This is a genomic window from Streptomyces sp. NPDC048172, assembly GCF_043202595.1.
In the GTDB taxonomy this organism is placed as follows: domain Bacteria; phylum Actinomycetota; class Actinomycetes; order Streptomycetales; family Streptomycetaceae; genus Streptomyces.
Genome location: NZ_JBIDAT010000006.1, coordinates 157,342 through 183,864, shown reverse-complemented (window position 1 = coordinate 183,864; position 26,523 = coordinate 157,342). Strand labels below are relative to the sequence as shown.

Below are 26,523 nucleotides of genomic sequence, written 5' to 3'. Positions count from 1 at the left end.
CCGCCGGTCTCAGCCGGCGTGGTGCAAGGTGTGGGACGGCGGTACGCCGTAGGCGTGGCGGTAGGCGGCGGCGAAGCGGCCCGTCTGGAGGAAGCCCCAGCGTGCGGCGATCATCGAGACCGTCGCGCCCCGGGTGGGGTCGGCCGCGCGCAGGTCGGCGTGGGCGCGGGCCAGCCGGACCCGCCGCAGATAGGCGACGGGCGTGGTGTCCAGGTGGCGGCGGAACGCGTACTGCAGCGTGCGGAGGGTGACGTGCGCCGCGGCGGCGATGTCGGCGGCCGCGACGGCGGAGTCGGCGTGCTCCTCGATGTAGGAGACGGCACGGCGCACGGTCGCCGTACAGGCGTCGCGGCGGTCGGCCGCCGTGGGGTCGGTGAGGGCGGTGTTGGGGAAGGCCGCCAGCACGGAGGCGGCCAGCAGCTGACCGCAGTGGGCGGCCACCAGCGGCTGCGCGGCGAACTCCGCGTCGTCCCGCACCGTCTGGCACAGATAGGCGATGGTGCGCCGCAGATGGCGCCCGGCCGCCGGGGACACCGGGCGGCAGCCGAGGAAGCGCAGCGGTTCGGCGCGGCGTCCGGGCGCCGTGGCCGCCACCTGGTCGAGCAGCGGGGGAGGGAGGGAGATCAGCGTGTAGCGCAGGTCCCGGTGGTGTCCCGCGCAGCCCTGGTCGGGCTGGGCGAAGAGCGCCACGTCGCCCGGGCCGAGGCTGGCCTCGAAGTCCCCGGCCGTGTGGTGGGGGACGGCGCCGCCGTGCACGCAGCCCAGGGAGTGGGCGCCGGTCGGTTCGACGGCGTAGTCCATCTCGAAGCCGAAGCGGACCTCGGCGAGGCCGAGTCCGCCCAGCGCCGTGTGCGCGATGTGTGCCCGGGGCCGCGCGTGACCGGTGCGCAGCCGCATGCGCCCGTAGGCATCGCTCAGATGATCCTCGATGACGTCCAGGTCGTCGCTCTCGAAGTCCGTGGTCATCCCTTCAGCTTCGCGCTGCCAGGGCGTGGGCACGAGGGGGCGTCGACCGTAGCCGCCCGTGCGAACCGGGAGCCGGACAGGCGCCGCCTCCCGGCCCCCGGCCCTTACGGTTGCGGGCCTCACGGGCAGGGTCTGGGGCCGGCAGAGCCGCAACAGGCGGGCCGCGTCCCCGGGGCGCGGCACACCGAGACCGGTCGCCTTCCAGCGTGCCGCCGCGTGCCGGGCGGGGACAGTACGGCAAACGAAGATCGCCTCTCCCGCCGGTGCGGAAAACGAGAACTCCCCGGAACGGGCCGCGCCCTCCTCGCCCGGAGGGGCGGGAGGGCGCGAACCCGTCACGTACCGGACGTCAGTTCCGCTGCCACACCTCCGAGACGGCCTCGGCCACCGCGCCCGCGTCCGTCCTGGGGGCGGGCGCGGCCTGCGGCTCGCCGCCCGGCAGGGCGGTGAGGCGGGGGAGGAGCTGCGCTGCCAGCAGCGTGGAGAGCGCCGAGGTGTCGCCGCCCGACGCGCCGCCGTCCGTGCGCAGCACCACCGGCTGCGGGGCGCTGCCCGCGAGCGTGGCGCCCACCTCCAGCCTGCGGCGGGCCAGTTCGTACTGGAGGACCGCGCGGTTGTCGCGGTACGCCTGCGCGAGGGTGCGCTGCGCGCGGGCCTCGTTCTCGGCCGCGATCAGTCCGCTGCGGCCCCGCGTCTCGATCTCGAAGCGCACGTTCTGCGCCTCGGTCTCCCGCTCCTCCAGCATCTGCGCGACCTGCTCGCGCGCCTTGTTGAGGGCCGCCTTGACCTCGACGATCCGGGCGTCGCGCACCTTCTTGGCCCGCTCGATGTCCATCTGGAGGCTGTCGATCCGCCGCTTACGGGTCAGACCCCACTCCTGCTCGTACGCGTGGGCCTCCTTGGCGACCCGCTCCCGGGTGGCCAGGTGCTGCTGGTACTGGACGGGGAGCTGCACGTCGGGGATGTTGGCGCCCGTGATGCGCACGCCGTAGCGCGAGAGCTGCCGGTTCAGCAGCTCCTGCATGTCCGCGACGTCCGAGCCGCGCAGGTCGTACGCCCGCTCGGTGCGCACCAGCCTGCCGCGCTGCCGGATCGCGTCCTGGACCGCGTTGGAGAGGACGAGGTCGAAGTTGCCCGCGCCGATGGTGCGGACGAAGAGCACCGCGTCGGTGATCCGGAACTTCAGGAAGAACTCGATCGCGCGCAGCGGCACGTTCTCCTGCGTCGGGCAGGCCACCACCGGCGCCGAGTACGGGATCTCGGTGGCGGTGTCCACCACGAAGTCCACCCGCGACCAGGGGTGCCACAGGTAGTGGCGGCCCGGCTCCAGGGTGCGGGCGATGGCGCCGTAGCGGGTGAGGATGCCGTTGGTGCCCTGCTCGATCTCGACGATCGAGGAGCGCCACCACCACAGCGCGCCCGCGATGAGGAAGAGCATCCCGAGGACGTACGTGGTGGTCGCGAGCGTGTCGTAGACCTCGCCCGCCGCGCCGTCCACGTCCTGCACGGCCGCCACGACGCCGCTGGTCACGGCGAGCAGGCCGAGCCAGAACGGCACCATCCAGCCCACGCGGCGGCGGTGCTTGGGGATGATGACGGGGACGAGCGTGCCCGCCTCGCCGCCGCGCAGGAGCTGCGGGATGTCGCTCCAGGGCGCCACCTCCTCCGAGATGACCGACCTGCGGTTGCCGACTGCCGTACTCACTCTCCAGCCCCCCACACATCCGTGTCATTCTCGTCGTCGTCGGGCCGCACCGGCACTCCGCCGCCCGCCTGCGCGGGAACGGCGGGCCGCTCGGCCTCGCGCAGGGCGCTGATCTCCGCCTCGCGCTGCTCGATACGGGCCGACACCTCGTCCAGCCGGGCGCGTACGGACGCCATGTCCTCGGGCGAGAACAGCTCCGTTCCGCGCTCGCCGACCAGTTCCCTGGCGAGGTCCAGGAAGTCCACGCCGGACGTGCCGTCGCCCGCTCCGCCGATCCGCACCAGCCGGGGCAGGTGGTCGGCGACCTTCTCCAGGGTGTCCAGCACCTGCTGCTGGTAGCGGTACTCCAGGATCTCCGGCGCCTCGGCGGCCGTCACCGCGCGGATGTCCAGGGCCTGGGCCTCCAGCAGCGCCGCGTTGGCCTTCGCCTCCGACTCGGCCTGCACGTAGCGCTGCCGGGCCAGGGCGCCCGCGCGGTTCGTCTCGCGCTCGACGGCGGTGTCCATCTGGGCCTGGTGCTGGGCGATGTCCGCCTGGATCGCGGAGAGCTCCTCCTGCTGGGAGGCCAGCTCCTTGGTGAGGTCGCCCTCGTCCTGCTCCTTGCGGAGCTGGAGCGCGTACTCGTGGGTGTACGCCTCCTTCGCGACCCGGACCATCTCGGGTGCGGCCAGGTCCATGCGGTACGCGCGGTCCGAGGGCTCGGCGTGCGTGATGTTGGCGTTGGTCAGCTCGACGGCGGGCCGGAACTGCTGGTTGAGCTGCTCCAGCAGCCTGCCGGTGTCCTCACCCACCATGTCGTAGATGCCCGAGGCCTCCTGCTCGTAGATGAGGCTGCGGATCGTCTCGCTCACCGCGTTGTTCAGCTTCTCCTCGAAGCCGCGCACCGCGCCCAGCGTGTAGACGAACTCCACGGGGTCGCTGATGCGGAACTGGATGAACAGGTCGATCGACGCCTTCACCCCGCCCCGCGTCGGCGCCTCGCGCACCGGGGCGTTGAAGGGGTACTCGCGCGTGGTGTTGATGATGTAGGAGACGCGCTTCCAGGGGTTGAGCAGGATGACCCGGCCCGGGCCCACCACCTGCTCCAGCTTGCCGAAGCGGGTGATCAGCGCGTGGCAGCCGTCCGGCACCATCACCATGCCCTGCCGCCACCACACGAAGCCGACCGCGCCCAGGGCCAGCACCCAGTAGTGGAGGCCGAAGAGCGGATTGGTGAGCGGGCTGCTGTCGGTGAACGACGAGACCGCCGAGGTGATCGCGGTGCCGATCACCCCCACCACCAGCAGCATCGACACCGGCAGCATCGTCAGGAACGACCGCCCGCGCGGCATCACCATCGGACAGATGCTGTGCACCTGCTGGAGCCCGTCGCGCTTGAGCGCGCTGTGGTTCAGCTCCTGGCCCGCCTCGTCGAGCGGCACCGTCTTCTGCTCCATGACGGTGTCGATGGAGCCGCCCTGTTCGCGTGCGGCGGGGAAGTCGGACGGATCCATCCCGTCCTCCCGGTGCTCCCCGCTCTCTCCGTCGCCGCCGGAGGCGCCACCGACTCTGCGGCGCACCTCTTCCTCCGCCGCCGTACGCGGATCCGCCCCTCCGGCGACGGCCCGCGCGGCGCGGCGCAGACTCTCCCGTGCCACGTAACCCCCTTGCTTCGCTGCATACGAGGGCCCGCCTGTCAAAAGGCGGGCCCGTAAAAAATCCATCAAGATCTCGGGTAATCGGCTGCTGCCCAGCTTCACGCGCCTGACACCTCCGCCGAGGAACCGGTTTGCCGGATGTATGTTCCGGGTTATCGGCCCAGCGATTTGATCATGTGCCGCTCCCGCCCCGGGCCACCGGGCTCACCCACAGGGAGCGCAGCTCCCTGGTGTCCTCGTCCACCGGAACGCCCCTGGCCATGCCGACCGTACGGCCGTCCGCGACGGCGACGAGGTTGTGCGTCCCCGGCATCCCCACCGGGGCGTGCCACTGCCAGTCGTGCTCCGTCAGCACCTGGAGCCGCGTCACGGGGTCGGGTCGCCCTTGAGGTAGCGGGTGAGCATGGTGACCAGCTCGTTCTCCAGGCGGTCGGGCTCGACGGAGTCGGGGGCCGCGATGAGCTGGTGGACGGTGAGCGCGACGGTGGAGACGAGGAGCCGGGCGGCGACGTGGGGGTCCTCGACGCGGGCCTCGGGGTGGTGGGCGATCAGGTCCTCGGCGTAGGCGATCCGGGCCTCCCGGTACTCGGCGGTCTTCGCCAGCAACTCGGTGGAGTGGGGCGCCTGTTCCATCATGACGCGCAGCAGCTGCGGGTCGTCCAGATGGTTGCTGATCGTGAGGTGGACGTCCTGGCGGATCAGCTCGTCGAGCGGAGTGGAGGCGATCCGCTCGCGGTCGAGCGTGAGGGCGCTCGCCCCGGAGTCGAGGTGCCGGGACATCAGCTCGACCAGGATCGCGTCCTTGTTCGGGTAGTACTGGTACAGCGAGCCGATGGAGATCCGCGCCTGCGCCGCGATCCGGTTGGTGGTCCCCGCCGCGTAGCCGTACTCGGCGAAAACGTGAGCAGCGGCGCCGAGGATCCGCTGCCGCGTCAGCTCGGCCCTCGCCTGGACCGGCTGTTTACGTGGCTGAAGTCCACTGCTTCCCGCTCCCATGACGCCTCCTGTGCGGTGCTCTCGAACGCGAGTAGCGCAAGACCTGAGTAATTGCTCACAATGGTGCCATGACCTGCGGCGGAGCGGTGCATGGCAGCTCCGGCGCGGTCGTTCGCCTGCCTCGGAACCTGCCTCGGAAGGAGCCCTCGTGACGCTGACAGAGACGTTCGTACACGCGACCGGCGGGACGGCCCCGCGCCCCCGCCGGGTGTCGCCCGCCGACGTCCGTGCGCGGCTCGGCGCGCCCGACGCGATGGTCAAGGACAAGGTCGTCGACCGTATCGACGAGTTCTCCCACCGCTTCATCGCGCACTCGCCGTACCTCTCCCTGGCCACCGCGGACGCGGCGGGCCGCGCCGACTGCTCGCCGCGCGGCGACTACCCGGGGTTCGTGAAGGTCCTGGACGACCGGACGCTCGCGATCCCCGACCGCCCCGGCAACAAGATCGCCGACTCCTTCGGCAACCTCGCCGAGAACGAGGGGGTCGGCCTCCTCTTCCTCGTCCCCGGCGCCCGCGAGACGCTGCGCGTCAACGGCCGCGGCTACGTCACCGACGAGCCCGAGGTCCTCGCCCGGATGCGCACCGAGGCCAAGTCCCCCGACCTGGCCATCGTCGTGGAGGTCGAGGAGGTCTACTTCCACTGCGGGCGGGCGCTGCTCCGCTCCCGGATGTGGGACCCCGCGAGTCAGGCGCTCGCCGACGAGCTGCCGACGCCCGGCGAGGCCGTCGTCGGGCAGACGGGCGTCGACATCGACCCCGACGTCATCAACGACGGCCTCGAAGAGGCCTACCGGAAGCTCTACTGACCCCCACCCCACCGACCAGGACGGAACCGGAACTTCCCATGCAACAGACCGTCGTCGACCGCATCGAGCCGGTCGCCGAAGACGCCGTCTCCCTCGTGCTGCGCGGCACCTCGGGACCGCTCGCGCCCTGGGAGCCCGGCGCCCACGTCGACCTGGCGCTGCCGAACTGGCTCACCCGGCAGTACTCGCTCTGCGGCGACCCCGCCGACCGGGGCGCGTACCGCGTCGCCGTCCGCCACGAGCGGCTCAGCCGCGGCGGCTCCGAGTACGTGCACCTGTTCCTGCGCCAGGGCCGCCCCCTCGGCGTCTCGCTGCCCCGCAACCACTTCCCGCTCGTCCCCGCGCCCGCGTACCTCTTCCTCGCGGGCGGCATCGGCATCACGGCGATCCTGCCGATGCTGCGCGCCGCGGTCGCCTCCGGCGTCCCGGCCACGCTGGTGTACGTGGGGCGGACGACCGCGACCATGCCCTTCGCCGACGAACTGCGCGCGGCGTACGGCGACCGCGTGCGGCTCGTCGCCACCGAGGAGCGGGGCCGCCCCGACCTCGCGGCCCTGGCGGCCGGGCTGGAGCCCGGCGCGCTGGTCTACTGCTGCGGGCCCGCGGCCATGCTCGACGCCGCCGAGGCCGCGTTCCCCGCCGGGCGGCTGCACGCGGAACGGTTCCAGCCGGTGGCCAGGACCTTCCCTCCGGCCACCGCGTTCGAGGCGGAGTGCGCCCGGTCCGGGAGCACCGTCCAGGTGCCCGCCGACGAGTCGCTGCTCGACGCGCTCGCCCACGCCGGGCACCCGCTCCCGTCGGGCTGCCGCGAGGGCGTGTGCGGAAGCTGCGAACTCACCGTCCTGGACGGCGAGCCCGAGCACCGCGACGACATCGGCGCCCCCGAGGGCCGCATCTACCCCTGCGTCTCCCGCGCCCTCGGCCCCCGCCTCGTCCTGGACCTCTGAGCGCCCGCGTCCGACGCCGTGCGCCCTGTCCCCGCGCTGCGGCGCCGGAGAGGGCGCACGGCCCGTATGCGCGTGTGCTAGATCTCCAATATGCCCGTGAAGGGCCCGTGGCCCACGTCCGGGCTGGTGACCGCGAGCCAGCCGTGGCCCCGCATCCGCGTGCGGTCGCCGACGAGTTCGGGGTCGAGCGAGAGTTCCGGTGCCGCGCGGCTCACGGAGTCCTCGTCGCTCGGCTGCCCGTCGAGGTCCTCGGCGTCCGCGTCGACCCCCTCCTCCCACGCCAGCGGCTCGCCCTGCCACTCCGGGTCGCTGTGGCGCCAGTAGGCACGGCGCGGGACCCCGTCCTCGGAGACGGCCCAGACCATCGTGCCGCTGTGCCCGTCCTCGTAGAAGAACTGGGCCTCGCCACAGGCCGCGCTCAGCTCGTCGAGCAGCTCCTCGATGTCCCAGTCCATGTCCCCGAGCGGCGTGTCGGCGTAGACCAGGCGCCAGCCGTCCAGCTCGGGCGTGACGAAGACCCGGTACACGACCTGCTCCTTGCCCTCCGCGTCCCGCACGACGGCCATGTCGTCGGCCATGGCGGAGCGGCCCATCGCGAGGGTGCAGGGGCGCCGGTCGTGGAGCCCGATGATGTCGAAGAGCCGCTCGTACGCGTCCCCGGGGACGGCCAGCCAGCGGTGAGCGCCCAGCGAACTCGGGACGTCGTCCGCCACCTTCATCCGCACCAGCCGCTCCAGCACGCGCAGGTCCCGCTCCTCCAGCGCGGCCTCCCCGCCGACGAGGGCCAGCGCGCGGAGGGCGGGCCGCCGCAGGGCCGGGGGACCGTCACGGCGGACGGCGCGCAGCTCGGGTGCCGCGTCCTGGCCGATCTTCAACAGCGTCTGCCCGGCCGAGTACCGCATGTAGGAGTTCTTGTGGGCAAGGAGGGGGAGCACGGCCCGCACCGCCGAAGACGCCCGGGGGCCGAGGTTCTGCAGGCCTATCAGCGCGTGGCGGCGGATCTCCGGCCACGGGTGGTCAAGCGCCGCCGTGTACTGCGGCAGGCACCGTTCGTCGAACCTGTGCAGTGCGAACCGCAGCTGTGACCAGTCGGGCGGCCTCTCGGCCCTGGTGTACCGGGCCACGACGGCGTCGAAGGCGGGCGGCCCGATCTGCCGCAGCGCCTCGATCAGCCGCCACATCGTGTCGCGCTTCACCGAGCCGAGCGCCGCGGCCAGCCCGGGCGCGGCGGCCGCTCCGGGCTCGGCCAGCCGCCGGACCAACTCCGCCGCCCGGTCCTTGTCGTGACCCACCGTCTCCAGCTGAGCGATCAGCTCCTGTTGTTCCATGCGGCGAAGGTAGCCGGTGCCGCCGACACTCCGACCTGCCCCTGCCCCTGCCCTGGGGTCAACTGCTCGGCGCGCTGCTCAGATCCACGACGCAGAAGAGGTTGCCGTCCGGATCGGCCAGCACGACGAAGTCCGGGTTCCGGGGATACAGCTCCCACTCCGGCTTCGTCGCGCCGAGGGTGAGCAGCCGGGCGACCTCCGCCTCCTGCTCGGCGGGCGTCTCCACGAACAGGTCCAGGTGGACGCGGGGGCGTGGCTCGGGCGGGGACTGACTGCGCATCAGCCCGAGCGCCCGGCGGCCCGGGCCCCGTCCCGAGCCGTCCGGATGGCAGAGGGTCCGCCACTCCGCGCTCCGCCACTCCTCCGAGGCCGTGAGGCCCAGCGCGGCCGTCCAGAACCCGGTGGCGCGCGTCATGTCCGTCACCCCGATCACGGGGATACCGAGCGTCAGCATGCCCCGATGCTAGGCCGTGACGGGAGAGGCAGAATGGGCGCATGCCGCAGTTGATCGTCCCCGATGTGCGGGTGCACGCGTCGTTCGTCCAGGCCATGGTGGAGTTCGTGGCCGAGGGGCGGGGAGGGTCCGACGACGGCTCCTCGGTGGGCAGGGCGATCCGCGCGCACGGGGCCGTCTGGCGGGACCCGCGGATCTTCGCCGGGTACGTCGACGCCGTACGGGCCGAAGCGCGCGGCGACGTGCCGCGCCCGGACGGCAGCGTGCCGTGCACCACGCTCTGGTACGTCGAGGGCGACACGTACCTGGGGCGCCTCGCGATCCGGCACGTCCTCACCGAACCCCTGCTGGAGTGGGGCGGGCACATCGGCTACGACATCCGCCCCACCGCGCGGCGGCAAGGGCACGCCACCGCGATGCTGCGCGCCGCCCTGCCCCGCGCCCGCGACGTCGGCATCGACTCGGCCCTCATCACCTGCGACACGGACAACGTCGCCTCGCGCAAGGTCATCGAGTCCTGTGGCGGCGTCTTCGAGGACGTCCGCAGCGGCAAGCTGCGCTACTGGGTGCCCACGGCGGACGGCTGACTTCCGGGTCGCACCGGCACGGTGACGGCTGATCTATCTTGGCGGTCATGCAGTCATACACGATCGGCCAGGCGGCACGGCTGCTCGGCGTGAGTCCGGACACCGCGCGGCGCTGGGCGGACGCGGGCCGGGTGGCCACCCATCGCGACCAGGGCGGGAAGCGGCTCATCGACGGGAAGGACCTGGCCGCCTTCTCCGTCGAGCTCGCCGCGAGCGAGAACGGCGAGGAAGAGACGTCCCGCACCTCGGTCCGCAACGCCTTCCCCGGCATCGTCACCGCGATCAAGCTCGGCGACGTCGCCGCGCAGGTGGAGATCCAGGCGGGCCCCCACCGGCTGGTGTCGCTGCTCACGCGCGAGGCCGTGGAGGAGCTGGCGCTGGAGGTGGGCATGGAGGCCACGGCCCGGGTGAAGTCGACGAACGTGCACGTCGACCGCTCGTAGCGGCGGGGCGCTCGCCCGGCCGGTACGTGCAAACGCACATGCGAGGCCAGTGGGGGGAGGGCCCAGCTCATGCGATGTGACAGCAGACTTTCCCCTCGCATGTGCGGCAGTATGATCGGCGCAGACGGAGAGCCCGGTCCGTCGAGGACGAGTCCGTCCAGGCCCGAAGGAAGTGAACCCGTGATGACCCGATCCGCACGCCGGAACCGCCGCATGCTGCAGGCGAGCGGCGCGAGCGCAGCCGTCCTGCTGGCGCTGAGCGCCTGCTCCTCGTCGGACTCCGGCGACGGCTCCGGCGGGGACTCGGGCTCGTCCTCGGACAAGCTCTCCGGCGAGGTGACGGTGTTCGCCGCCGCCTCGCTCAAGGAGAGCTTCACGACGCTGAAGAAGAAGTTCGAGAAGGAGCACCCCGGCACCAAGGTCACCTTCAGCTTCGGCGGCAGCGACAGCCTCGCGGCGAGCATCAACGGGGGCGCTCCGGCCGACGCGTTCGCCGCCGCCAGCCCCAAGACGATGAAGATGGTCACGGACAAGGGCGGCACGGACGGCAAGCCCTCCACCTTCGTGCGCAACGAGCTGGAGATCGCCACCCTGCCGGGCAACCCCGACAAGGTCTCCTCCCTGAAGGACCTCACCAAGTCCGGCAAGAAGGTCGTGCTGTGCGACAAGTCGGTCCCGTGCGGCGCCGCGACGCAGAAGGCGCTGGACGCCAGCGGCCTGAAGCTCACCCCGGTCTCCTACGAGCAGGACGTGAAGGCGGCGCTGAACAAGGTGGTGCTCAAGGAGGCCGACTCCGCGGTCGTGTACAAGACCGATGTGAAGGCGGCGGGTGACAAGGTGGAGGGCGTGGAGTTCCCCGAATCCGCCAAGGCCGTCAACGACTATCCGATCGCGCCGCTCAAGAACGCGAAGAACCCCGACGCGGGCAAGGCGTTCATCGAGCTGGTGCGGTCCGGCGAGGGCCAGAAGGTCCTGGGGCGGGCCGGGTTCCTCAAGCCGTGACCTCGTTCGACAAGGCCGGGGTCGGCCACGGCGCCCGGACGCGGCTCCGGCGCACCCGCGGGGGCGCCCCGCTGCCCCTGCTCGTGCCCGCCCTGATCGGCCTGGTCTTCCTGGTCCTGCCGCTCGTCGCGCTCCTGCTCAGGGCGCCCTGGCGGAGCATGCCCGAGCTGCTCACCAGCGCGGAGGTCTGGCAGGCGCTGCAGCTCTCGCTCGTCTGCGCGACGGCGGCGACCGCGGTGAGCCTGGTGCTCGGGGTGCCGCTGGCCTGGCTGCTGGCGCGGGTCGAGTTCCCGGGGCGCGGCCTCGTACGGGCGCTGGTGACGCTGCCGCTCGTGCTGCCGCCGGTCGTCGGCGGCGTGGCCCTGCTCATGGCGCTCGGCCGCAACGGGGTGGTGGGACAGTGGCTGGAGAGCTGGTTCGGGATCACCCTGCCGTTCACCACCACCGGGGTCGTGATCGCCGAGGCCTTCGTGGCGATGCCCTTCCTCGTCATCAGCGTCGAGGGCACGCTGCGGGCCGCCGACCCGTGCTACGAGGAGGCGGCGACCACGCTCGGCGCCTCCCGCTTCACCGCGTTCCGCCGGGTCACCCTGCCGCTCGTCGCCCCCGGCATCGCGGCCGGTGCCGTGCTGGCCTGGGCCCGCGCGCTCGGTGAGTTCGGCGCGACGATCACCTTCGCCGGGAACTTCCCGGGCAAGACCCAGACCATGCCGCTGGCCGTCTATCTCGCGCTCCAGAACGACCCGGAGGCGGCCATCGCCCTCAGTCTGGTCCTGCTCACCGTGTCGATCGCGGTGCTGGCGGGGCTGCGGGACCGTTGGATGACTGCCTCATGACCGACACCGAGAAGATCACGCGCGCCGCCGAAGGGCCCCCCGGCCCCGCCGGTGCGGGGCTCGACGCCCGGTTGGTGGCCGCCCGCGGCGCCTTCCGCCTCGACGTGGCGCTGACCGCGGCGCCCGGCGACGTCGTCGCGCTCCTCGGCCCGAACGGCGCCGGGAAGACGACCGCCCTGCGCGCGCTCGCGGGACTCGTCCCGCTCACCGACGGCCACCTGCGCCTGGACGGCGCGGAGCTGAACCGTACGCCGCCGGAATCCCGCCCGGTCGGGGTCGTCTTCCAGGACTACCTCCTCTTCCCCCACCTCACGGCGCTGGACAACGTGGCCTTCGGGCCCCGCTGCCACGGCGTGCCCAAGGCGGAGGCGCGCGCCCAGGCCACCGGCTGGCTGGAACGCATGGGCCTGGCCGAGCACGCCTCCGTCAAGCCGCGCCGTCTCTCCGGCGGCCAGGCCCAGCGCGTCGCCCTCGCCCGCGCGCTGGCCACCGGCCCCCGGCTCCTGCTCCTCGACGAGCCGCTGGCCGCACTCGACGCCCGTACGCGGCTCGACGTCCGCGCCCAGCTCCGCCGCCACCTGGCCGACTTCGAGGCGGTCGCCGTGCTCGTCACCCACGATCCGCTGGACGCCATGGTGCTGGCCGACCACCTCGTGGTCATCGAGGAGGGCCGCATCGTCCAGGAGGGCTCGCCCAGCCACGTCGCCCGCCACCCGCGCACCGACTACATCGCGCACCTGGTCGGCCTCAACCTCTACCGGGGAGAGGCCGAGGGGCACACGGTCCGCGTCGCGGACGGGCCCGCGATCGCGACGTCCGAGGAGCTCTCGGGACCGGCCTTCGCCGCGTTCCCGCCGAGCGCCGTGACCCTGTACCGGGAGCGTCCGACCGGGTCCAGCGCCCGTAATCTCTGGCGCTGCGAGGTGGCCGGGATGGAGACCCACGGCGATCAGATCCGCGCCGACCTCACCGGCGAACTGCCCCTGGCCGCCGCGCTGACCACGGCCGCCGCCGCCGAACTCGGCCTCCACTCCGGAGCGACCGTGTGGGCGACGGTCAAGGCGACGCAGGCCCACGCCTACCCCGCGTAGGGGGAGGAACGGTCAGCGGCCGTCGCGGACGAGCGCCATCAGCGCCTCGTGCGTACGGGCGTCGGCGGCGGCGACGAGTCCGTGGCCGCCGGAGGTGCCGCCCCGGCCGACCGGCGCGCCGTCGATCCCGGTGACCACGCAGCCCGCGGCCCGGCACAGGGCGATGCCCGCGGCGAAGTGCACGCTCCCGGACAGGTCGCCGCCGTCGGTGACGTACGCGGCGCGCTTCCCCGCGGCGACCCAGGCGAGGGCGAGCGTCGTGGAGACGACGCGCGGCCGGAACCGGTCGGCGAAGCCGGGGTGGGCCAGCAGACCGACGCCGCGGAACCCGGGCGCGCTCGGGAACGGCGGGTCCAGGTTGACGTCCACCAGCCGGGTGGCGGGGGTGGGCACCAGCGCGGTGTCGGCCTCGTCGCGCCGCACGCGGGCCGTCACGCCGTCGGTGAGGAAGACCTCGCCGCTGAACGGGTCGGCGACGGCGGCGGCGCCGTCGCGCAGCGCCACGTTGACGGCGACGAGCATCGAGCCGACGGCGTAGTTGAGCGTGCCGCACAGCGGATCGACCAGCCACTGACGTACGGCGCCGGCGCCGGTGCCGGCACCGGCGCGTGCGGCGCCCTGCTCGCCGCCCTCCTCGCCGAGCACCGCGTCCTCAGGACGGGCGGCGCGGAGCACGCCGAGGATCGCCTTCTCCGCCTCGACGTCGGCGGTCGTCGCGAAGTCCCCGGCGCCCTTGTCGATCCGGGCGAGCCGTCGGCCGTACAGGGCGCGCACGACATCGGCCCCCGCGTGCGCCGCGGCCGCCGCGACCTCGGCGTCGTCAAGTCCCTCGTACGAGTTGGTCACGCGAGGCAGCGTACGCGTGGCGAGCGCGGCGCACGCACCGAACGGGCGTGCCTCATGCGCCGGTTTCCTCCGCGCTCCGGTGGGTACTCGGCCAAATTTGTGCTTCGGTGCGCGGGGTTACATGCGGAGGGCGTCCGAGGGTACGAGGGTAGAAGAGGAACGGGCCGCCGCAGAGCGTGCGCGGTCCCGTGCAGACGAGGCCGACCGCCGCTGGATGGCTCAGCGACGGTCGGCCTGGGCCCGGGTGCGCGGATACCCCCCCTCGCGCGCCCGGGCCGCCCCTGGCCTCCCCGTCCGAGGCGGGACGTGGGGAGCGTGCCGGGTTCCGCTCCGCTCGTTCGCTGCGGATGGAGCGGGCCCCGGTGCCAGGGGAGTGCGGACGTGGTGAGGCGGGGTCAAGGCCAAACCGTCGGTGAAAGTCTAGGAAGTGCCGGGGCGCGGGGCAATCGCACGATCTCTGCCGGGAATCGGGCCTCTCCGGCCGCGCGCGGGCGGCTGCCTGGGGGAGCGCGCGGTCCGTCAGCGGACGGATCCGGGAGCGCGGCCGGGAGCGCGGCCGGGCCCGCGCCCTCCCCGCTGCTCCCTCTTGTCCCCCGGGAGAGCTACGCGCAGGTGTCCACCGTGCGGTGACGATTCCGCGGCGCGTGATCCGTAACGTCGGCCCGGCCGAGTTCGGCGTCTTTCTCCACACCGATTCCTGTAACGGGAGGGCTTTTTCATGCGCAAAGGCAAGGCATCCGCTGTGATCACGCTGTGCTGCACCGTGGCGGCGGGTGTGGGACTTGTCGGCTGCGACGACTCGGACTCGTCCGGCGCGGACTCCAAGTCCTCCAAGGCGTCTTCGGTGGAGAAGAAGACCGGTTCCGGGGAGAACACCGTCGACGGCGTCAAGAAGATCACCGTCGACGGCCACTCCGTGAACGTCTCCTGCTCGGGCACCCAGAAGGACAACCGGCCCGTCGTCATGCTGCTGTCGGGCGGGGGCGACCAGCTGAAGAAGATGGCGGCGTTCCAGAAGGTCCTCAGCACCAAGGACCGGGTCTGCTCCTTCGACCGGCTGGGCCAGGGCGCCAGCGACAAGCCGGACGGGCCGCAGACCTTCGAGAGCACCGGGAAGATCCTGACCGGCGTGATCGAGAAGGTCGCCGGGGACCGCCCGGTCGTCCTCGCGGGCCACTCCCTGGGCGGCATCATCTCCGCCCGCTACGCCCCCGACCACCAGGACAAGGTCAAGGGGCTGGTCCTGCTCGACGCGACCTCGCCGACGAACACCGCCGACATCAAGCGCGGCATCCCCGCCTCGGCCACCGGCGACGCGGCCAAGCTCCGCGAGCAGAACCTCGCCATCTTCGCGGGGAAGAACCCCGAGAAGCTCAAGATCCCGGACGCGCCGGTGCGGTCCGCGGGCAACATCCCGGTCGAGGTCGTCAAGCACGGCAAGCCGTATCTCGCGGCGCTGCCCAAGTACGGCCCGAAGCTGGAGCGTTCCTGGACCAAGGGCCAGCACGCGTGGCTGAAGCTCTCCAAGAGCAGCCACTACAGCGTCGCCAAGAAGAGCGGGCACTACATCTACCTGGAGCGGCCCGACGTCGCCGTCAAGGCCGTCCAGACCGTCGTCGCCCGCGTCGCCGGACACGCCTAGTCCGTGTACGGCGCCCTCGCCCTGGGGCTGGACAGGGGCTGCCCCGTGCGGTGCCTTGCAGGCTGCGGCTGTCGTCGTGGCTTGTCGCGCAGTTCCCCGCGCCCCTGGATGTGCGGGGCGCTCCTCGGAGCGCCCCGTCAGGGGCGCGGGGAACTGCGCGAGCGACCACCCACAACCCGCAGTCTGCGACGGGACGCGGCTTACGGCTCGCGGCCGATGAAGGCGAGCAGGCGGGTCTGTACGTCCGCGTCCTCCGCCACCTCGGTCCGTGGCCCGAACTGGCCGCTGGAGCGCAGCACTTCGTCCAGCTCCTGCATGCCGTCGAACAGCTGGGCGCACTTGCCGGGGTCGAGGCGCTCGTCCTGGCCCGTGGCCCGTGCGAGGTCCCAGGTGTGCATGAACACATCGGCGGTGTAGAACCGGTCGACCGCCTGGTCGAGGGGGACCTCGCCGGTGTGCGGGTTCGACAGGACCTTCGTCGCGGTCGCGGGGTCGTCGAGCAGGGCCTGGACGCCCTCGCGGAGCGTCTCCCAGGCCGCCACCGGATCGTCGTCCACCGACGGCCCCTTCGGCAGCTCGACCCCCGCCCCGGAGCTGAGGAAGGCCGGGAACCACTCGACGAGATGGCGCACCACGTCGCGCGCCACCCAGCCCTCGCACGGCGCCGGGCTGTCCCAGGCGTCCGCCGGCACCCCGCGTACGCGCTCGGTGAAGGCGCGCGCCACCCAGCGGTGCTCCTCGGCGGCGCCGGAGGAGCCGAGCAGCTCGTCGAGCCGCTCGTAGCCCTCGCGGATGCCGGTCTCCGCGCCGCTGGCCACCATCGCGTCCCGGGCTTCGAGGGACTCCATGAGGGACGTGGTGTGCAGCCGGGTCCGGCCGTCACCGAGGTCCTCGAAGACGGTGGTCTCCAGGCTGACGCTGTCCGGGAACCCCTCGTAGCTGAACGTCTGCACGATGCGCTCGTCGGGCCGCACCTCGTGGAACACCCCGTGGAAGGCGTACTCGGTGCCGTCGTCCGCGCCGTGCACATAGCGGTACGAGCCTCCGGTACGCGCGTCGTACCGGTCGATGCGCATGCTGAGGTCGCGCGGGCCGAGCCACTGGAGGACCAGGTCGGGATCGGTGTGGGCCCGGAAGACGCGCCCGGGCGGCGCGGCGAACTCCCGGGTGATCACGATGGTGGGCAGCGCCGGATCGACCTCGATCCGCGTCGCCTCGTGGGGCGTGGTGCTCGGTGCGTTCATGATGCCGCGTCCTTCGTCAAAGGGTCCGTCACCGGTGGCTCGTCCATCCGGGCCAGGACGGCGTCCAGGCGGCGGAAGCGGTCCTCCGCTTCCCGCCGGTACCGCTCGATCCACTTCGTCATCAGGTCGAAGACCTCCGGCTGGAGGTGGCAGGGCCGGCGCTGCGCCTCCTTGCTGCGGCTGACCAGCCCCGCGTCCTCCAGGACGCGGATGTGCTTGGAGACGGCCTGCAGACTCACCTCGTACGGCTCGGCCAGCTCGTTGACCGTCGCGTCCCCCGTGGCCAGCCGGGCCACGATGTCGCGCCGCGTCGGGTCGGCCAGCGCCGCGAACACCTGCGAGAGCCTGTCGTCGGTCATGGCCAGCACACCCCGCGTTCTCAACCTGTCGGTTGAACAACGCTATGACGAGCCGGAGGCGTGGTCAACCTCCCGGTTGAATACGCGGTGCGGGGCGCGGGAGGTCAGAAGTCGAGCGTGACGGTGGCGGCCCGGGGGACGAAGCGCGTGTCCCCGTCCCGGCCGGTGAGCAGTGTGGAGATGATCCACCTGCCCCGCGTCAGGCCGTCGGCCTCCTGCTCGTTGACCCGCAGCGTGTAGGTGCACCGGGCCTTCTCCTGGCCGATCTTCTTGCACCGCGCGCGGTCGGCGTGCGCCAGGTCCCGGGCCGTCGGCTTCTTCCCGGCCTCGGGCCACGCCAGCACCTTGAGGTGCCGGACGCCCGAGTCGTCGGCCGTGTTCGCGGTGAAGGTGAACGCGCCGTCGATGCCGTTGGACGGGGCGACGAAATGGGCCGAGGCGTCCTCCACGGTCGGCTCGGAGGACGAGGGGGACGCGTTGGTCGAGGCGAGGGCGATCGTGATCCCGGCGAGGGCGACGGCGCCGAGGAGGGACACCAGCCCGACGCGCCTGGAGATCTTGGGCATGGTGTTCCCCCTCGGGACGTCAGCGGTCAGCCCCTCGACACTAGGGCCGTTCGGGCCGGTTGATCGTCCGGCCTGGGGATGAGCGCCGTCTCCACCCTGAGGTGGGGCGGCACCCTGCCGGGGATGAGGGTCACACGTGTACGGCGCGGCGGGGCGCGTTCGGGAAGCTCAGCGTCCGGTAGACCGCGACGTTCCCCGCCAGCTCCGTGCACGCCTGCGCGGCGGCGGTCGCGCGGCGGGTGTACGCCGGGTCGGCGGTGTCCAGGAGCACGCCCAGGGCCGTACCGCTGTGGCCCACGGTGACGCCCAGGCCGCCGACGTCGCGGCAGATGTCCCGTAGGGGGTCCAGGGACCACTTGTGCCGCAGCGCCTGGTTCATCAGCGCGCTTCGGGTCGCGACCCGGCCGACCTCCGCGAGGTCGTGGGTGCGTACCGCGCGGGCGAGCCGGTCCAGGAGTCGCGCGTAGCGGTGCCGGTCGGCGGTCGTGAAGGGCTTGGGGACCCGGTTGAAGTCGACCGTGTCGACGGAGCCGCCCTCGTCGATCCCCACTACGGCCATGGCCGGGAGGGAGCCGAGCGTGCCGCGCAGCCGCACGGCGCGGTGGTGGAAGGCGACGATGCCGGGGTAGAGCACGCCGTCGGTGGGCTCGATGCGCGCGAGGAGTCGCTCGATACGGGCGGCGGGCATCTCCGTGCCGAGGGCCCGCGCCACCGCCCGCGCGGTCGCGACCAGGTCGGCGGAGGAGCTGGCCAGCCCCTTGCCCTCGGGGATGACGCTGCTGACGCTCAGCTCTCCTCCCACGGGCCGGGGCGCCTCCTCGGCGATCATGCGCGCCAGCCGCAGGGCCTTGCGCTTGCCCGGCTGCCGGACCGTCAGCTCGCCGGGTCCCGCCCCGGCGTACGGGCGGAAGACGGCCCTGGTCCACCGGGCGACGGGGAGGGTGACGAGGAAGTCGCCGTCCTCCTCCGGCAGTACGCCCTGGAGCAGTTCGCCGAACGTCCCGAAGGCGGTGCCCACCCCGGCCTGCTGGGTCGACTGCGTCGACTTCACGGAACCCCTCTCCTCGTGCTCTCGGAGCTTGGTGCTCCCGGAGCCTCGTGCTCCCGGCATCGGCGCGGCCGAGACTATCAGTCTTGACAATCATTTTCATTTAGTGTGTGCTCTCGACCCATGCACGAGCACATAGCGGAGGCGGTCAAGGCTCCCGACCTCATATCCCTGCGCCCCGGCCTGGCCTGCCTGCGGTTCGAGACGATGAAGGTCTACTCGGCCCTGGGCGCGGTCCGGCACCTGCTCGCATCCGGCGCCGTCCGGCCCGGCGACACCCTCGTCGACAGCTCCAGCGGCATCTACGCGCAGGCGCTCGCGCTCGCCTGCCACCGCTACGGGATGAAGTGCCACATCGTGGGCTCCAGCACCGTGGACCGCACGCTGCGGGTGCAGCTGGAGATCCTCGGCGTCACGCTGGAGCAGGTCGAGCCGTCGCGGAACCTCCGGCTCGACCAGGAGCTGCGCGTGCGGCGCGTCGCCGAGATCCTCGCGGCGAACCCCTCGTACCACTGGATGCGCCAGTACCACGACGAGATCCACTACTACGGATACCGCGAGGTGGCCGGGCAGTTGGCGCGCGAGCTGCCCGACGGGCCGCTGGCCCTGGTGGGCGGGGTGGGCTCGGGCGCGTCCACCGGCGCCCTCGCCACGTATCTGCGCGAGACCGGCAGGGACGTGACGCTCGTGGGCGTACAGCCCTTCGGCAGCGTGACGTTCGGCTCGCAGGACGTGCCGGACCCGGACATGATCATCGCCGGGATCGGCAGCGCCATCGCCTTCCGGAACGTCCGCCACGAGCTGTACGACCGCATCCACTGGGTCAACTTCGACTGCGCCCTCTCCGGCGCCGTCGAACTCCTGCGCACCGCCGGGATCTTCGCCGGGCTCTCCACCGGCGCCGCCTGGCTGGCCACCCGCTGGGAACGCCGCCGGGACCCCTCCCGTACGTACGTCTTCCTCGCGGCCGACACCGGCCACCGCTACGTCGAGAGCGCCTTCGCCCGCCACGCGGAGGCGCCCGCCGTCGACACCCTCAAGCCGCGCGAGATCTCCTCGCTCGACGAGTTGAGCCACCCCTGGTCGACCGCCTCCTGGCCCGAACTGCGCGCCACGCGCGAGGCGTGAGCGCCACCACTGCCCGCTGCACCCCCGCAACGCCCATACGACGAGAGAACCGACATGCCTCACCCCACCCCGCAGACGGTCGCCGAACTCACCGACGCCGTACTGGCGGGCGCCTACGGCCCCGACCCCCAGGACCTGGCCGTCACCAGCGCGTTCTGGCTGTACCACACCACCCGGCTGGCCGGGAGCGACGTCACGTACCACAACCACTACCTCGTCCTCCGCGCCGGAGACTCCTTCGGCGCCAGCTCCTTCGAGGCCGGTGAACTCGCCCCCGGGCTCTGCGAGAACGCCTCGGGCCACTCCCTGGACAAGCTCCTGGGCCACGAGTCGGTCCCCGTCCGCACCGCCGCGCTCGACGCCTACCTCGCGCGGGCACGCCCGCACCGCGCGGCGGCCGGTGCCGAGCCCGTACGGCTCCCCGCCGGGACGCCTGAGGTACGCGCGCGGGCCCGCGACGCCTCCATAGCGGGGCTCCTCGACATCGCGCCCGGCGCGAAGGTGGCGCTCATCGGCGTGGTCAACCCGCTGGTCGAGGCCGTACGCGAGCGGGGCGGCGTTTGTCTGCCCTGCGACCTGAACCTCCGGGCCACCCAGTGGGGCGAGCCCGTCGCCGACGACATGACCGAGGTGCTCGCCGAGGCCGACGCCGTGGTGGCCACCGGAATGACGCTGAGCAACGGCACGTTCGACCTCGTCCTCGAACACTGCCGGGAGCAGGGCGTGCCGCTGATCGTCTACGCGCAGACCGGCAGCGCCGTCGCCCGCGCCTTCCTGGCCTCCGGGGTCACCGCCGTGAACGCCGAGCCCTTCCCCTTCTCCCAGTTCAGCGCCGACCCGACCGTCATGTACCGCTACCGCGCCGGGACCGCCTCGTGAGCGTCGACGGCAAGGACACCATGACGGCGGGCGCCGAGGACGCGGACGAGGCCCTGCCCGGCGACCTGCGGATGGCCCGCGCCCTGTGGCCGGTCCTCCTGGCCTCGGCGGTCGGGCTGCTGCCGTTCACCATCTTCAGCACCTATCTGGTGCCCATCGCCCGCGAGGCCGGGAGCGGCGTCGCGGCGATGGGCGGACTGCGCGGACTCGGCGGCCTCGCCGCACTGCTGGTCGGCACCGCGCTCGCCCCGCTCATCGACCGGGTGCGCAAGGAGTGGGCCGCGGCGGGCGCCCTCGTCGCGCTGGGCGCCTCGGCGGCGCTCGGCGCGAGCGGCGACTTCCTGCTCGTCGCCGTCTTCTGCCTGCTCATCGGCGCCAGTACGGCCGTGCTCAACCCGGCGCTCACCGCCGCGGCCGCCGACCGCTTCGGCGAGGGCAAGGCGGCGGGCCGGGCGGCCACCCTGGTCACGGCGACCCAGTCGATGACCGCGATGCTCGCCGCGCCGGTCGTGGCGCTGCCCGCCCTCTTCTGGGGCTGGAAGGGCGACCTCGTCGCCGTCACCGCCGTCTCCCTCCTCCTCGCCCTCGTCTTCGTCGCACACGGACGGGGCGAAAGGGGCGCGAAGGAGGAGCGGCAGGCGGACGGGCGGCGCCTCAGCTATCTGGCCACGTTCAAGGCCCTCGCGGGCAGGCGCGGCGCGGTGCCGCTGCTCCTCGTCTCGCTGCTGCGCACGGCCGTGTTCATGGGCTACCTCTCCTACCTCGCGGCCTTCTACGACGACCGGTTCCGGCTCGACCCCGGGCTCTTCGCGTTCGTCTGGACCCTGAGCGGCGCCGCGTACTTCGTCAGCAACCTCCTCACCGGCCGGATCACCAACGCCGCGCGCCCCCGCTTCAGCACCGAACGCGTGCTCGCCGCCGGGCTGGTCGCGGCCCTCCTCTCCGTCGTCGGCTTCTACGTGACGCACTGGCTGCCGCTCGCCCTCGCCCTCACCGCGCTCCACGCGGCGAGCCACGCCGTGGTCGCCGCCTGCGCCGTGAGCCTCCTCGTCCGCCGGTGCGGGCCGCTGCGCGGCTCGGCGCTGAGCCTGAACGCCGCGGGGCAGAGCCTCGGCGTCTTCGTCGGCGCCGCGGTGGGCGGCGCGGGCCTCGGCCTGGCCGGATACCCGGGCATCGCCCTCGTCTTCGGCACCCTGGTCCTCCTCGCCCTGATGGCCGCCGCGCTCGTGCTCCGCGCGGGCCCGGCCGACGGGGAGAGCGTGGGAGAGAGCGCGGGAGAAGGGGCCGGCCGGTGAGCACGTCCCGTGTCCCCATGCGGGAGGAGAACTCCCTTGCCGTGCCGCCGAGTTCCGCGCCTGCGCGCGAGGCCCCCGAGCCCGACCGGGGCGTACGGGCCTGGCTCGCCACCCGGCGGGGCCTGCTGGCGGCCTGCGCCCTGCTCCTCGCCGCGCTCCTCGTCTCCGTCGTGGTCGCCATCGGCCTGGGGTCCAGCGTCGTCACGCCGGGGGAGACCGCGCGCTATCTGTGGGCGGCGCTCAGCGGCGGACGCATCGCGCCGGACGAGGTGACGACGTACCAGATCATCTGGCAGATCCGCACCCCGCGCGTGCTCCTCGCGGCGCTCGTCGGGGCCGGGCTGAGCGCGGTCGGCGTCGTCATCCAGGCGATGGTGCGCAACGCGCTCGCCGACCCGTTCGTCCTCGGCGTCTCCTCGGGCGCCTCGGTGGGCGCCGTCGGCGTCACCGTCACCGGGGGACTGGCCGCGCTGGGCGTCTACGCGGTCTCCGCCGGGGCCTTCCTCGGCGCGCTGGCCGCCTCGCTGCTGGTGTACGCCGCGTCCGCCAGCCGGGGCACGCTCGCCCCGCTGCGGCTGGTGCTGACCGGCGTGGCCCTGTCGCTGGGCTTCCAGGCCGTGATGAGCGTCATCATCTACTTCGCGCCGGACAGCGAGGCGACCAGCATGGTCCTGTACTGGACGATGGGCAGCTTCGGCGCCGCGACCTGGGGCGCCCTGCCCGTCGTCGCCGCGGTCGTGCTGCTCGGGCTGGCCGTCCTCCACCGCTACGGGCGCGCGCTGGACGTCCTCGCGCTCGGCGACGAGACCGCGGTGAGCCTCGGCGTCAGCCCCGACCGGCACCGCAAGGGCCTGCTCGTCCTCGTCTCGCTCATCACCGGCGTGATGGTCGCGGTCAGCGGCGCCATCGCCTTCGTCGGGCTGGTCCTGCCGCACGTGGTGCGCATGGTCGCCGGGGCCACCCACGCCCGGGTGCTGGCCGTCGCGCCGCTGGCGGGCGCCCTGTTCATGGTCTGGGTCGATCTCGTGTCCCGGACGCTCGTCGCGCCGCGCGAGCTGCCGCTCGGCGTGATCACGGCGCTCGTCGGCGTCCCGGTGTTCATCGCGCTGATGCGGCGCAAGGGCTATGTCTTCGGGGGGCGTTGAGCATGGAGCTGCGACTCGACGGGATCACGGTCGTCACCGACGGCCGGAGCCTCGTGCACGAACTGTCCCTGGACGTGGGCAGCGGCCAGGTCGTGGGCCTGGTCGGGCCCAACGGCAGCGGCAAGTCCACCGCGCTGCGCTGCGTGTACCGGGCGCTGCGCCCCAGCTCGGGCACCGTCCGCGCGGGCGACGACGACCTCTTCCGGCTGACCGCGCGGCGCGGCGCGCAGCTCGTCGCGGCCATGACCCAGGACGGCTCCGTCGACCTCGACTTCACCGTCGAGGAGGTCGTCGCGCTCGGGCGGGCGCCCCACCTCCAGGGCAACCAGGCCCTCAGCGCCCGCGAACGCGCGCTGTGCGAAGGGGCGATGGACCGGCTCGACATCCGCCACCTCGCCCGGCGCGGCGTCCTCACCCTCTCGGGCGGGGAGCGCCAGCGCGTGCTGCTGGCCCGCGCGCTCGTCCAGGAGCCCGAGATCCTCGTTCTCGACGAGCCGACCAACCACCTCGACGTACGCCACCAGGTCCAGCTGCTCCGGCACCTGCGCGGCGCCGGGCCGACCGTCCTCGTCGTCCTGCACGACCTCAACCTCGCCGCGGCCGCCTGCGACCGCATCGGCGTGCTCCGCGAGGGGCGCCTGGTCGCCGGGGGCACGCCCGGGGACGTCCTCACCACGGAACTGGTCCAGGACGTCTTCGGCGTCGAGGCCACCGTCGTCACCCACCCCCTCACCGGTGACCCGCAGCTGCTCTACGCGCTCACCCCCACCCCCACCCCCACCCTCGGAAAGGCCTCTCGATGAACCTCCCCCTCCGCCCGGTCCGGCGGCGCACCGCCGCGCTCGGCTCCGCGTTCGGCTCCGCGCTCGCCGCCACCGTGCTGCTCGGCGGCTGCGGCGCCGACGTCGCCTCGGACGACGGGAAGGCCGCGGCGAAGAAGACCAGCGTGAAGCGGTGCGGCGAACGCGTCCCGTACACCGTCCCGAAGCGGGCCGTCGCCTACGAGGGCGGCAGCGCCGACAAGCTCTTCAGCCTCGGCCTGGCCGACCATGTGTACGGCTACGTGATGCCGCCCGCGAACCCGCCCGTGAAGGAGTCGCCCTGGGCGTCCGACTACGCCGAGGTGAAGATGCTCAGCGACGACCTCCTCAACAAGGAGCTCGTCGTCGACGCCAAGGCCGACCTCGTCGTCGCGGGCTGGAACTCCGGCTTCAAGGACGAGCGGGGCATCACCCCGGAGATCCTCGACAAGCTCGGGATCCAGAGCTTCATGCACACCGAGAGCTGCTTCGACTACCCGAAGCACCCGGAGAAGGTCACGCCCTTCAAGGCCCTCTACACCGACCTGGAGCGGCTGGGGAAGATCTTCCGGGTGGAGAAGAAGGCGGACCAGGTCGTCGGTGACCTCAAGAAGCGCGTACGGACCGTCGAGAAGAAGGCGCCCAAGGGCGACCGGACGCCCGTCTTCCTCTACGACTCGGGCACCGACCAGCCCTTCACCGCGGGCAACCAGGTCCCGCCCGACGACATCATCGAGTCGGCGGGCGGCAAGAACGTCTTCTCCGGACTCGACCAGCGCTGGACGCAGGTGAACTGGGAGTCCGTCGCCAAGTCCGAGCCCGAGGTCATCATGATCCTCGACTACGGCGACCAGCCCGCCAAGAAGAAGATCGAGTTCCTGAAGAAGTCCCCGCACACGAAGGAACTTCCGGCCGTCAGGAAGAACAACTTCTTCATCCTCGACTACAACGAGGGCATCAGCGGGCCGCGCAACATCGACGGCCTGGAGAAGTTCGGAAAATATCTGCGCGGACTCGACCGCTGATGTCACAGACCGGGCGCCTCCCTCGTCGTAGGAGCAGGGCTCCTACGAAAGGCGTGGCATGTCCGGGACTACGGCAGGGACGGGTGGTTCAGCATCGCACGCCGGTGGACGCGGGGCGGCGTCCACCGGCGAGCGGATGGCCGACTGGGCCGACGGCCGGCTGGGAATCTACGGCCTCGGCCGGAAATACCTCCGCAAGGTCTTCCCCGACCACTGGTCGTTCCTGCTGGGCGAGGTCTGCCTGTGGAGCTTCGTCGTCCTCATCCTCACCGGCATCTACCTGACCCTCTTCTTCCAGCCGTCGATGGGCGAGGTGGTGTACGACGGGAGTTACATCCCCCTCAACGGCGTGCGGATGTCGGAGGCGTACGCCTCGACGCTCGACATCAGCTTCGACGTGCGCGGCGGGCTGCTGGTCCGGCAGATCCACCACTGGGCCGCGCTCGTCTTCATCGCCGGGCTGTTCGTCCATATGATGCGCCACTTCTTCACCGGCTCGTTCCGCAAGCCGCGCGAGGTCAACTGGCTCATCGGCTGGCTGCTGCTGATGCTGGCCATCTTCGAGGGCCTGTTCGGCTACTCGCTCCCCGACGACCTGCTCTCCGGCACCGGCCTGCGGCTCGTACAGGCCGCGACGCTCTCGGTGCCGGTGGTCGGCACGTACCTCTCGTTCTTCCTCTTCGGCGGGGAGTTCCCCACGGGCGACAGCGGCGAGATCATCCCCCGGCTCTACGCCGCGCACATCCTGCTCATCCCCGGGCTGATGCTGGCCCTGGTCGTCGTCCACCTGATCCTGGTCTTCTACCACAAGCACACGCAGTGGCCCGGGCCCGGGAAGACCGAACGCAACGTCGTCGGCGCCCCGTTCCTGCCGGTCTACATGGCCAAGGCCGGGGGCTTCTTCATGCTCGTCTTCGGCGTGCTGTCCCTCATCGCCGCGACGGTGACGGTCAACCCCGTCTGGTCCTACGGCCCCTACCGGCCCGACCAGGTCTCCACCAACGCCCAGCCCGACTGGTACCTGGGCTTCGCCGAGGGCATGGTGCGCATCATGCCCGCCTGGGAGATCGGGGTGGCCGGACACACCCTCGCCCTGGGCCTGTTCATCCCGATCGTCGTCTTCCCGCTGATGCTGGTGCTCATCGGCGTCTACCCGTTCATCGAGGCGTGGGTCACCGGCGACCGCCGCGAGCACCACCTCCTCGACCGCCCCCGCAACCGCCCGGTGCGCACGGGGCTCGGCGCCGCCTGGGTGGCGCTCTACCTGCTCTTCCTGCTGGGCGGCGGCAACGACGTGGCAGCGGCCAAGCTGCACCTGTCCATCAACACGATCACCTGGACCCTGCGCGTCGCGGTCTTCGTCGTCCCCGTCGCCGTCTTCCTCGTCACCAAACGCCTCTGCCTCGGCCTGCAGCGGCGCGACCGCGAGAAGGTCCTGCACGGCCGCGAGACCGGCGTCATCAAGCGCCTGCCGCACGGCGAGTACGTCGAGGCGCACGCCCCGCTCACGGCGGAGGAGCGGCACGTACTGACCGCCCACGAACAGCCCCAACCCCTCGAAGCGGGCGCGGCGCGCGACACGAACGGAGTGGAACGCCGCATTCCCCGTACGACCCGCTTCCGCGCCCTGCTCTCGCGGGGGCTCTACGGAAAGAGCACCCACGTCCCGAAGCCGACGGCCACCGAATACCGGGAGTTGCACGGCGCGGAGAAGGGGGGCGGGGGCGGGGACCAGGAGCCGTAGTC

Annotated in this window: 27 protein-coding genes; 15 read left to right on the top strand and 12 right to left on the bottom strand. The window is 72.5% G+C overall.

The genetic code is table 11. The features are described from left to right. Window positions 1–9: 9 nt before the first annotated feature. From ACGF3A_RS26540 to ACGF3A_RS26520, 5 genes are all read right to left on the bottom strand, one after another. Complete coding sequence (locus tag ACGF3A_RS26540) at window positions 10–966, bottom strand: helix-turn-helix transcriptional regulator (protein WP_393732832.1); 957 nt, start codon at window positions 964–966, stop codon at window positions 10–12. Between the two features lie 349 nt (window positions 967–1,315). After that, window positions 1,316–2,671, bottom strand: a complete 1,356-nt coding sequence (locus tag ACGF3A_RS26535) for an SPFH domain-containing protein (protein WP_393732831.1) — start codon at window positions 2,669–2,671, stop codon at window positions 1,316–1,318. Further along, complete coding sequence (locus ACGF3A_RS26530; protein WP_393732830.1) at window positions 2,668–4,308, bottom strand: SPFH domain-containing protein; 1,641 nt, start codon at window positions 4,306–4,308, stop codon at window positions 2,668–2,670. The genes ACGF3A_RS26535 and ACGF3A_RS26530 overlap by 4 nt, the downstream gene beginning before the upstream one ends. 172 nt (window positions 4,309–4,480) lie before the next feature. After that, window positions 4,481–4,678: a GNAT family N-acetyltransferase gene (locus tag ACGF3A_RS26525; protein WP_393732829.1), complete on the bottom strand. Its 198-nt coding sequence runs from the start codon at window positions 4,676–4,678 to the stop codon at window positions 4,481–4,483. Then, window positions 4,675–5,304, bottom strand: a complete 630-nt coding sequence (locus ACGF3A_RS26520) for a TetR/AcrR family transcriptional regulator (RefSeq protein ID WP_393732828.1) — start codon at window positions 5,302–5,304, stop codon at window positions 4,675–4,677. The genes ACGF3A_RS26525 and ACGF3A_RS26520 overlap by 4 nt, the downstream gene beginning before the upstream one ends. 154 nt (window positions 5,305–5,458) lie before the next feature. Between ACGF3A_RS26520 and ACGF3A_RS26515 the strand changes: the two genes are divergently transcribed. Together ACGF3A_RS26515 and ACGF3A_RS26510 are read left to right on the top strand one after the other, a co-directional pair. After that, entirely contained in the window at window positions 5,459–6,112 is a 654-nt protein-coding gene (locus ACGF3A_RS26515) for an MSMEG_1061 family FMN-dependent PPOX-type flavoprotein (protein ID WP_393733386.1), read from the top strand. 38 nt (window positions 6,113–6,150) lie between these two features. Continuing rightward, window positions 6,151–7,059, top strand: a complete 909-nt coding sequence (locus ACGF3A_RS26510; protein WP_393732827.1) for a PDR/VanB family oxidoreductase — start codon at window positions 6,151–6,153, stop codon at window positions 7,057–7,059. A 77-nt stretch (window positions 7,060–7,136) separates the two neighbouring features. Here the strand turns inward: ACGF3A_RS26510 and ACGF3A_RS26505 are convergent, their stop codons facing one another. Continuing rightward, window positions 7,137–8,387: a HEAT repeat domain-containing protein gene (locus ACGF3A_RS26505; RefSeq protein WP_393732826.1), complete on the bottom strand. Its 1,251-nt coding sequence runs from the start codon at window positions 8,385–8,387 to the stop codon at window positions 7,137–7,139. A 58-nt stretch (window positions 8,388–8,445) separates the two neighbouring features. Then, window positions 8,446–8,841: a VOC family protein gene (locus tag ACGF3A_RS26500; RefSeq protein ID WP_393732825.1), complete on the bottom strand. Its 396-nt coding sequence runs from the start codon at window positions 8,839–8,841 to the stop codon at window positions 8,446–8,448. Window positions 8,842–8,882: 41 nt separating this feature from the next. Between ACGF3A_RS26500 and ACGF3A_RS26495 the strand changes: the two genes are divergently transcribed. The 5 genes from ACGF3A_RS26495 (at window position 8,883) to ACGF3A_RS26475 (ending at window position 12,800) form a co-directional block, all read left to right on the top strand. Beyond that, window positions 8,883–9,428, top strand: coding sequence for a GNAT family N-acetyltransferase (locus ACGF3A_RS26495; RefSeq protein WP_393732824.1), 546 nt, complete (start codon window positions 8,883–8,885; stop codon window positions 9,426–9,428). A gap of 47 nt (window positions 9,429–9,475) precedes the next feature. Next, a complete protein-coding gene (locus ACGF3A_RS26490; RefSeq protein ID WP_393732823.1) occupies window positions 9,476–9,871 on the top strand; it encodes a molybdopterin-binding protein in 396 nt (131 codons plus the stop codon). A gap of 183 nt (window positions 9,872–10,054) precedes the next feature. Further along, the gene (gene modA, locus ACGF3A_RS26485) at window positions 10,055–10,873 is read left to right on the top strand and encodes a molybdate ABC transporter substrate-binding protein (RefSeq protein WP_393732822.1); all 819 of its coding nucleotides are present in this window, start codon (window positions 10,055–10,057) and stop codon (window positions 10,871–10,873) included. Next, window positions 10,870–11,709 carry a molybdate ABC transporter permease subunit gene (modB, locus tag ACGF3A_RS26480; RefSeq protein ID WP_393732821.1) on the top strand — a complete coding sequence of 280 codons (840 nt, stop codon included), beginning with the start codon at window positions 10,870–10,872 and terminating at the stop codon, window positions 11,707–11,709. The genes modA and modB overlap by 4 nt, the downstream gene beginning before the upstream one ends. Further along, entirely contained in the window at window positions 11,706–12,800 is a 1,095-nt protein-coding gene (locus ACGF3A_RS26475; protein ID WP_393732820.1) for an ABC transporter ATP-binding protein, read from the top strand. Before modB ends, ACGF3A_RS26475 begins: the two co-directional genes overlap by 4 nt. Before the next feature lie 12 nt (window positions 12,801–12,812). Here the strand turns inward: ACGF3A_RS26475 and ACGF3A_RS26470 are convergent, their stop codons facing one another. Then, window positions 12,813–13,646 (bottom strand): inositol monophosphatase family protein, encoded by an 834-nt coding sequence (locus ACGF3A_RS26470; protein ID WP_393732819.1) that lies wholly within the window; start codon window positions 13,644–13,646, stop codon window positions 12,813–12,815. Window positions 13,647–14,364: 718 nt separating this feature from the next. On the opposite strand from ACGF3A_RS26470, the gene ACGF3A_RS26465 reads away from it, so the two are divergent. Next, complete coding sequence (locus ACGF3A_RS26465) at window positions 14,365–15,288, top strand: alpha/beta fold hydrolase (protein WP_393732818.1); 924 nt, start codon at window positions 14,365–14,367, stop codon at window positions 15,286–15,288. 200 nt (window positions 15,289–15,488) lie between these two features. Here ACGF3A_RS26465 and ACGF3A_RS26460 read toward each other — a convergent pair whose 3' ends face one another. The 4 genes from ACGF3A_RS26460 to ACGF3A_RS26445 all read right to left on the bottom strand — a co-directional run bounded on the left by ACGF3A_RS26460 (window position 15,489) and on the right by ACGF3A_RS26445 (window position 18,508). Continuing rightward, window positions 15,489–16,532 carry a TIGR03086 family metal-binding protein gene (locus ACGF3A_RS26460; RefSeq protein ID WP_393732817.1) on the bottom strand — a complete coding sequence of 348 codons (1,044 nt, stop codon included), beginning with the start codon at window positions 16,530–16,532 and terminating at the stop codon, window positions 15,489–15,491. After that, window positions 16,529–16,891, bottom strand: coding sequence for an ArsR/SmtB family transcription factor (locus tag ACGF3A_RS26455; RefSeq protein ID WP_393732816.1), 363 nt, complete (start codon window positions 16,889–16,891; stop codon window positions 16,529–16,531). Before ACGF3A_RS26455 ends, ACGF3A_RS26460 begins: the two co-directional genes overlap by 4 nt. Before the next feature lie 104 nt (window positions 16,892–16,995). Beyond that, window positions 16,996–17,457 carry a DUF5707 domain-containing protein gene (locus ACGF3A_RS26450; protein WP_393732815.1) on the bottom strand — a complete coding sequence of 154 codons (462 nt, stop codon included), beginning with the start codon at window positions 17,455–17,457 and terminating at the stop codon, window positions 16,996–16,998. 130 nt (window positions 17,458–17,587) lie between these two features. Then, window positions 17,588–18,508, bottom strand: a complete 921-nt coding sequence (locus ACGF3A_RS26445) for a kinase (RefSeq protein WP_393732814.1) — start codon at window positions 18,506–18,508, stop codon at window positions 17,588–17,590. Between the two features lie 120 nt (window positions 18,509–18,628). On the opposite strand from ACGF3A_RS26445, the gene ACGF3A_RS26440 reads away from it, so the two are divergent. The 7 genes from ACGF3A_RS26440 (at window position 18,629) to ACGF3A_RS26410 (ending at window position 26,521) form a co-directional block, all read left to right on the top strand. Further along, a complete protein-coding gene (locus tag ACGF3A_RS26440) occupies window positions 18,629–19,633 on the top strand; it encodes a pyridoxal-phosphate dependent enzyme (RefSeq protein WP_393732813.1) in 1,005 nt (334 codons plus the stop codon). Window positions 19,634–19,687: 54 nt separating this feature from the next. Next, window positions 19,688–20,512 carry a Rossmann-like domain-containing protein gene (locus ACGF3A_RS26435; RefSeq protein ID WP_393732812.1) on the top strand — a complete coding sequence of 275 codons (825 nt, stop codon included), beginning with the start codon at window positions 19,688–19,690 and terminating at the stop codon, window positions 20,510–20,512. Continuing rightward, on the top strand, window positions 20,509–21,807 hold the full coding sequence (locus tag ACGF3A_RS26430) for an MFS transporter (protein WP_393732811.1): 1,299 nt from the start codon (window positions 20,509–20,511) through the stop codon (window positions 21,805–21,807). Before ACGF3A_RS26435 ends, ACGF3A_RS26430 begins: the two co-directional genes overlap by 4 nt. A gap of 125 nt (window positions 21,808–21,932) precedes the next feature. Then, window positions 21,933–22,952 (top strand): FecCD family ABC transporter permease, encoded by a 1,020-nt coding sequence (locus ACGF3A_RS26425; RefSeq protein ID WP_393733385.1) that lies wholly within the window; start codon window positions 21,933–21,935, stop codon window positions 22,950–22,952. Between the two features lie 2 nt (window positions 22,953–22,954). Continuing rightward, window positions 22,955–23,755, top strand: coding sequence for an ABC transporter ATP-binding protein (locus ACGF3A_RS26420; RefSeq protein WP_393732810.1), 801 nt, complete (start codon window positions 22,955–22,957; stop codon window positions 23,753–23,755). Continuing rightward, the gene (locus ACGF3A_RS26415; protein ID WP_393732809.1) at window positions 23,752–24,777 is read left to right on the top strand and encodes an ABC transporter substrate-binding protein; all 1,026 of its coding nucleotides are present in this window, start codon (window positions 23,752–23,754) and stop codon (window positions 24,775–24,777) included. Before ACGF3A_RS26420 ends, ACGF3A_RS26415 begins: the two co-directional genes overlap by 4 nt. A gap of 58 nt (window positions 24,778–24,835) precedes the next feature. Further along, window positions 24,836–26,521 carry a cytochrome bc complex cytochrome b subunit gene (locus tag ACGF3A_RS26410; protein WP_393732808.1) on the top strand — a complete coding sequence of 562 codons (1,686 nt, stop codon included), beginning with the start codon at window positions 24,836–24,838 and terminating at the stop codon, window positions 26,519–26,521. Window positions 26,522–26,523: the final 2 nt, after the last annotated feature.

Coding starts and splice junctions, on each gene's coding strand:
- ACGF3A_RS26500 (WP_393732825.1), bottom strand. CDS start 8,841: ATGCTGACGCTCGGTATCCCCGTGATCGGGGTGACGGACATGACGCGC.
- ACGF3A_RS26520 (WP_393732828.1), bottom strand. CDS start 5,304: ATGGGAGCGGGAAGCAGTGGACTTCAGCCACGTAAACAGCCGGTCCAG.
- ACGF3A_RS26455 (WP_393732816.1), bottom strand. CDS start 16,891: ATGACCGACGACAGGCTCTCGCAGGTGTTCGCGGCGCTGGCCGACCCG.
- ACGF3A_RS26460 (WP_393732817.1), bottom strand. CDS start 16,532: ATGAACGCACCGAGCACCACGCCCCACGAGGCGACGCGGATCGAGGTC.
- ACGF3A_RS26495 (WP_393732824.1), top strand. CDS start 8,883: ATGCCGCAGTTGATCGTCCCCGATGTGCGGGTGCACGCGTCGTTCGTC.
- ACGF3A_RS26435 (WP_393732812.1), top strand. CDS start 19,688: ATGCCTCACCCCACCCCGCAGACGGTCGCCGAACTCACCGACGCCGTA.
- ACGF3A_RS26465 (WP_393732818.1), top strand. CDS start 14,365: ATGCGCAAAGGCAAGGCATCCGCTGTGATCACGCTGTGCTGCACCGTG.
- modA (WP_393732822.1), top strand. CDS start 10,055: ATGACCCGATCCGCACGCCGGAACCGCCGCATGCTGCAGGCGAGCGGC.
- ACGF3A_RS26510 (WP_393732827.1), top strand. CDS start 6,151: ATGCAACAGACCGTCGTCGACCGCATCGAGCCGGTCGCCGAAGACGCC.
- ACGF3A_RS26475 (WP_393732820.1), top strand. CDS start 11,706: ATGACCGACACCGAGAAGATCACGCGCGCCGCCGAAGGGCCCCCCGGC.
- ACGF3A_RS26490 (WP_393732823.1), top strand. CDS start 9,476: ATGCAGTCATACACGATCGGCCAGGCGGCACGGCTGCTCGGCGTGAGT.
- ACGF3A_RS26420 (WP_393732810.1), top strand. CDS start 22,955: ATGGAGCTGCGACTCGACGGGATCACGGTCGTCACCGACGGCCGGAGC.
- ACGF3A_RS26415 (WP_393732809.1), top strand. CDS start 23,752: ATGAACCTCCCCCTCCGCCCGGTCCGGCGGCGCACCGCCGCGCTCGGC.
- ACGF3A_RS26505 (WP_393732826.1), bottom strand. CDS start 8,387: ATGGAACAACAGGAGCTGATCGCTCAGCTGGAGACGGTGGGTCACGAC.
- ACGF3A_RS26410 (WP_393732808.1), top strand. CDS start 24,836: ATGTCCGGGACTACGGCAGGGACGGGTGGTTCAGCATCGCACGCCGGT.
- ACGF3A_RS26450 (WP_393732815.1), bottom strand. CDS start 17,457: ATGCCCAAGATCTCCAGGCGCGTCGGGCTGGTGTCCCTCCTCGGCGCC.
- ACGF3A_RS26440 (WP_393732813.1), top strand. CDS start 18,629: ATGCACGAGCACATAGCGGAGGCGGTCAAGGCTCCCGACCTCATATCC.
- ACGF3A_RS26540 (WP_393732832.1), bottom strand. CDS start 966: ATGACCACGGACTTCGAGAGCGACGACCTGGACGTCATCGAGGATCAT.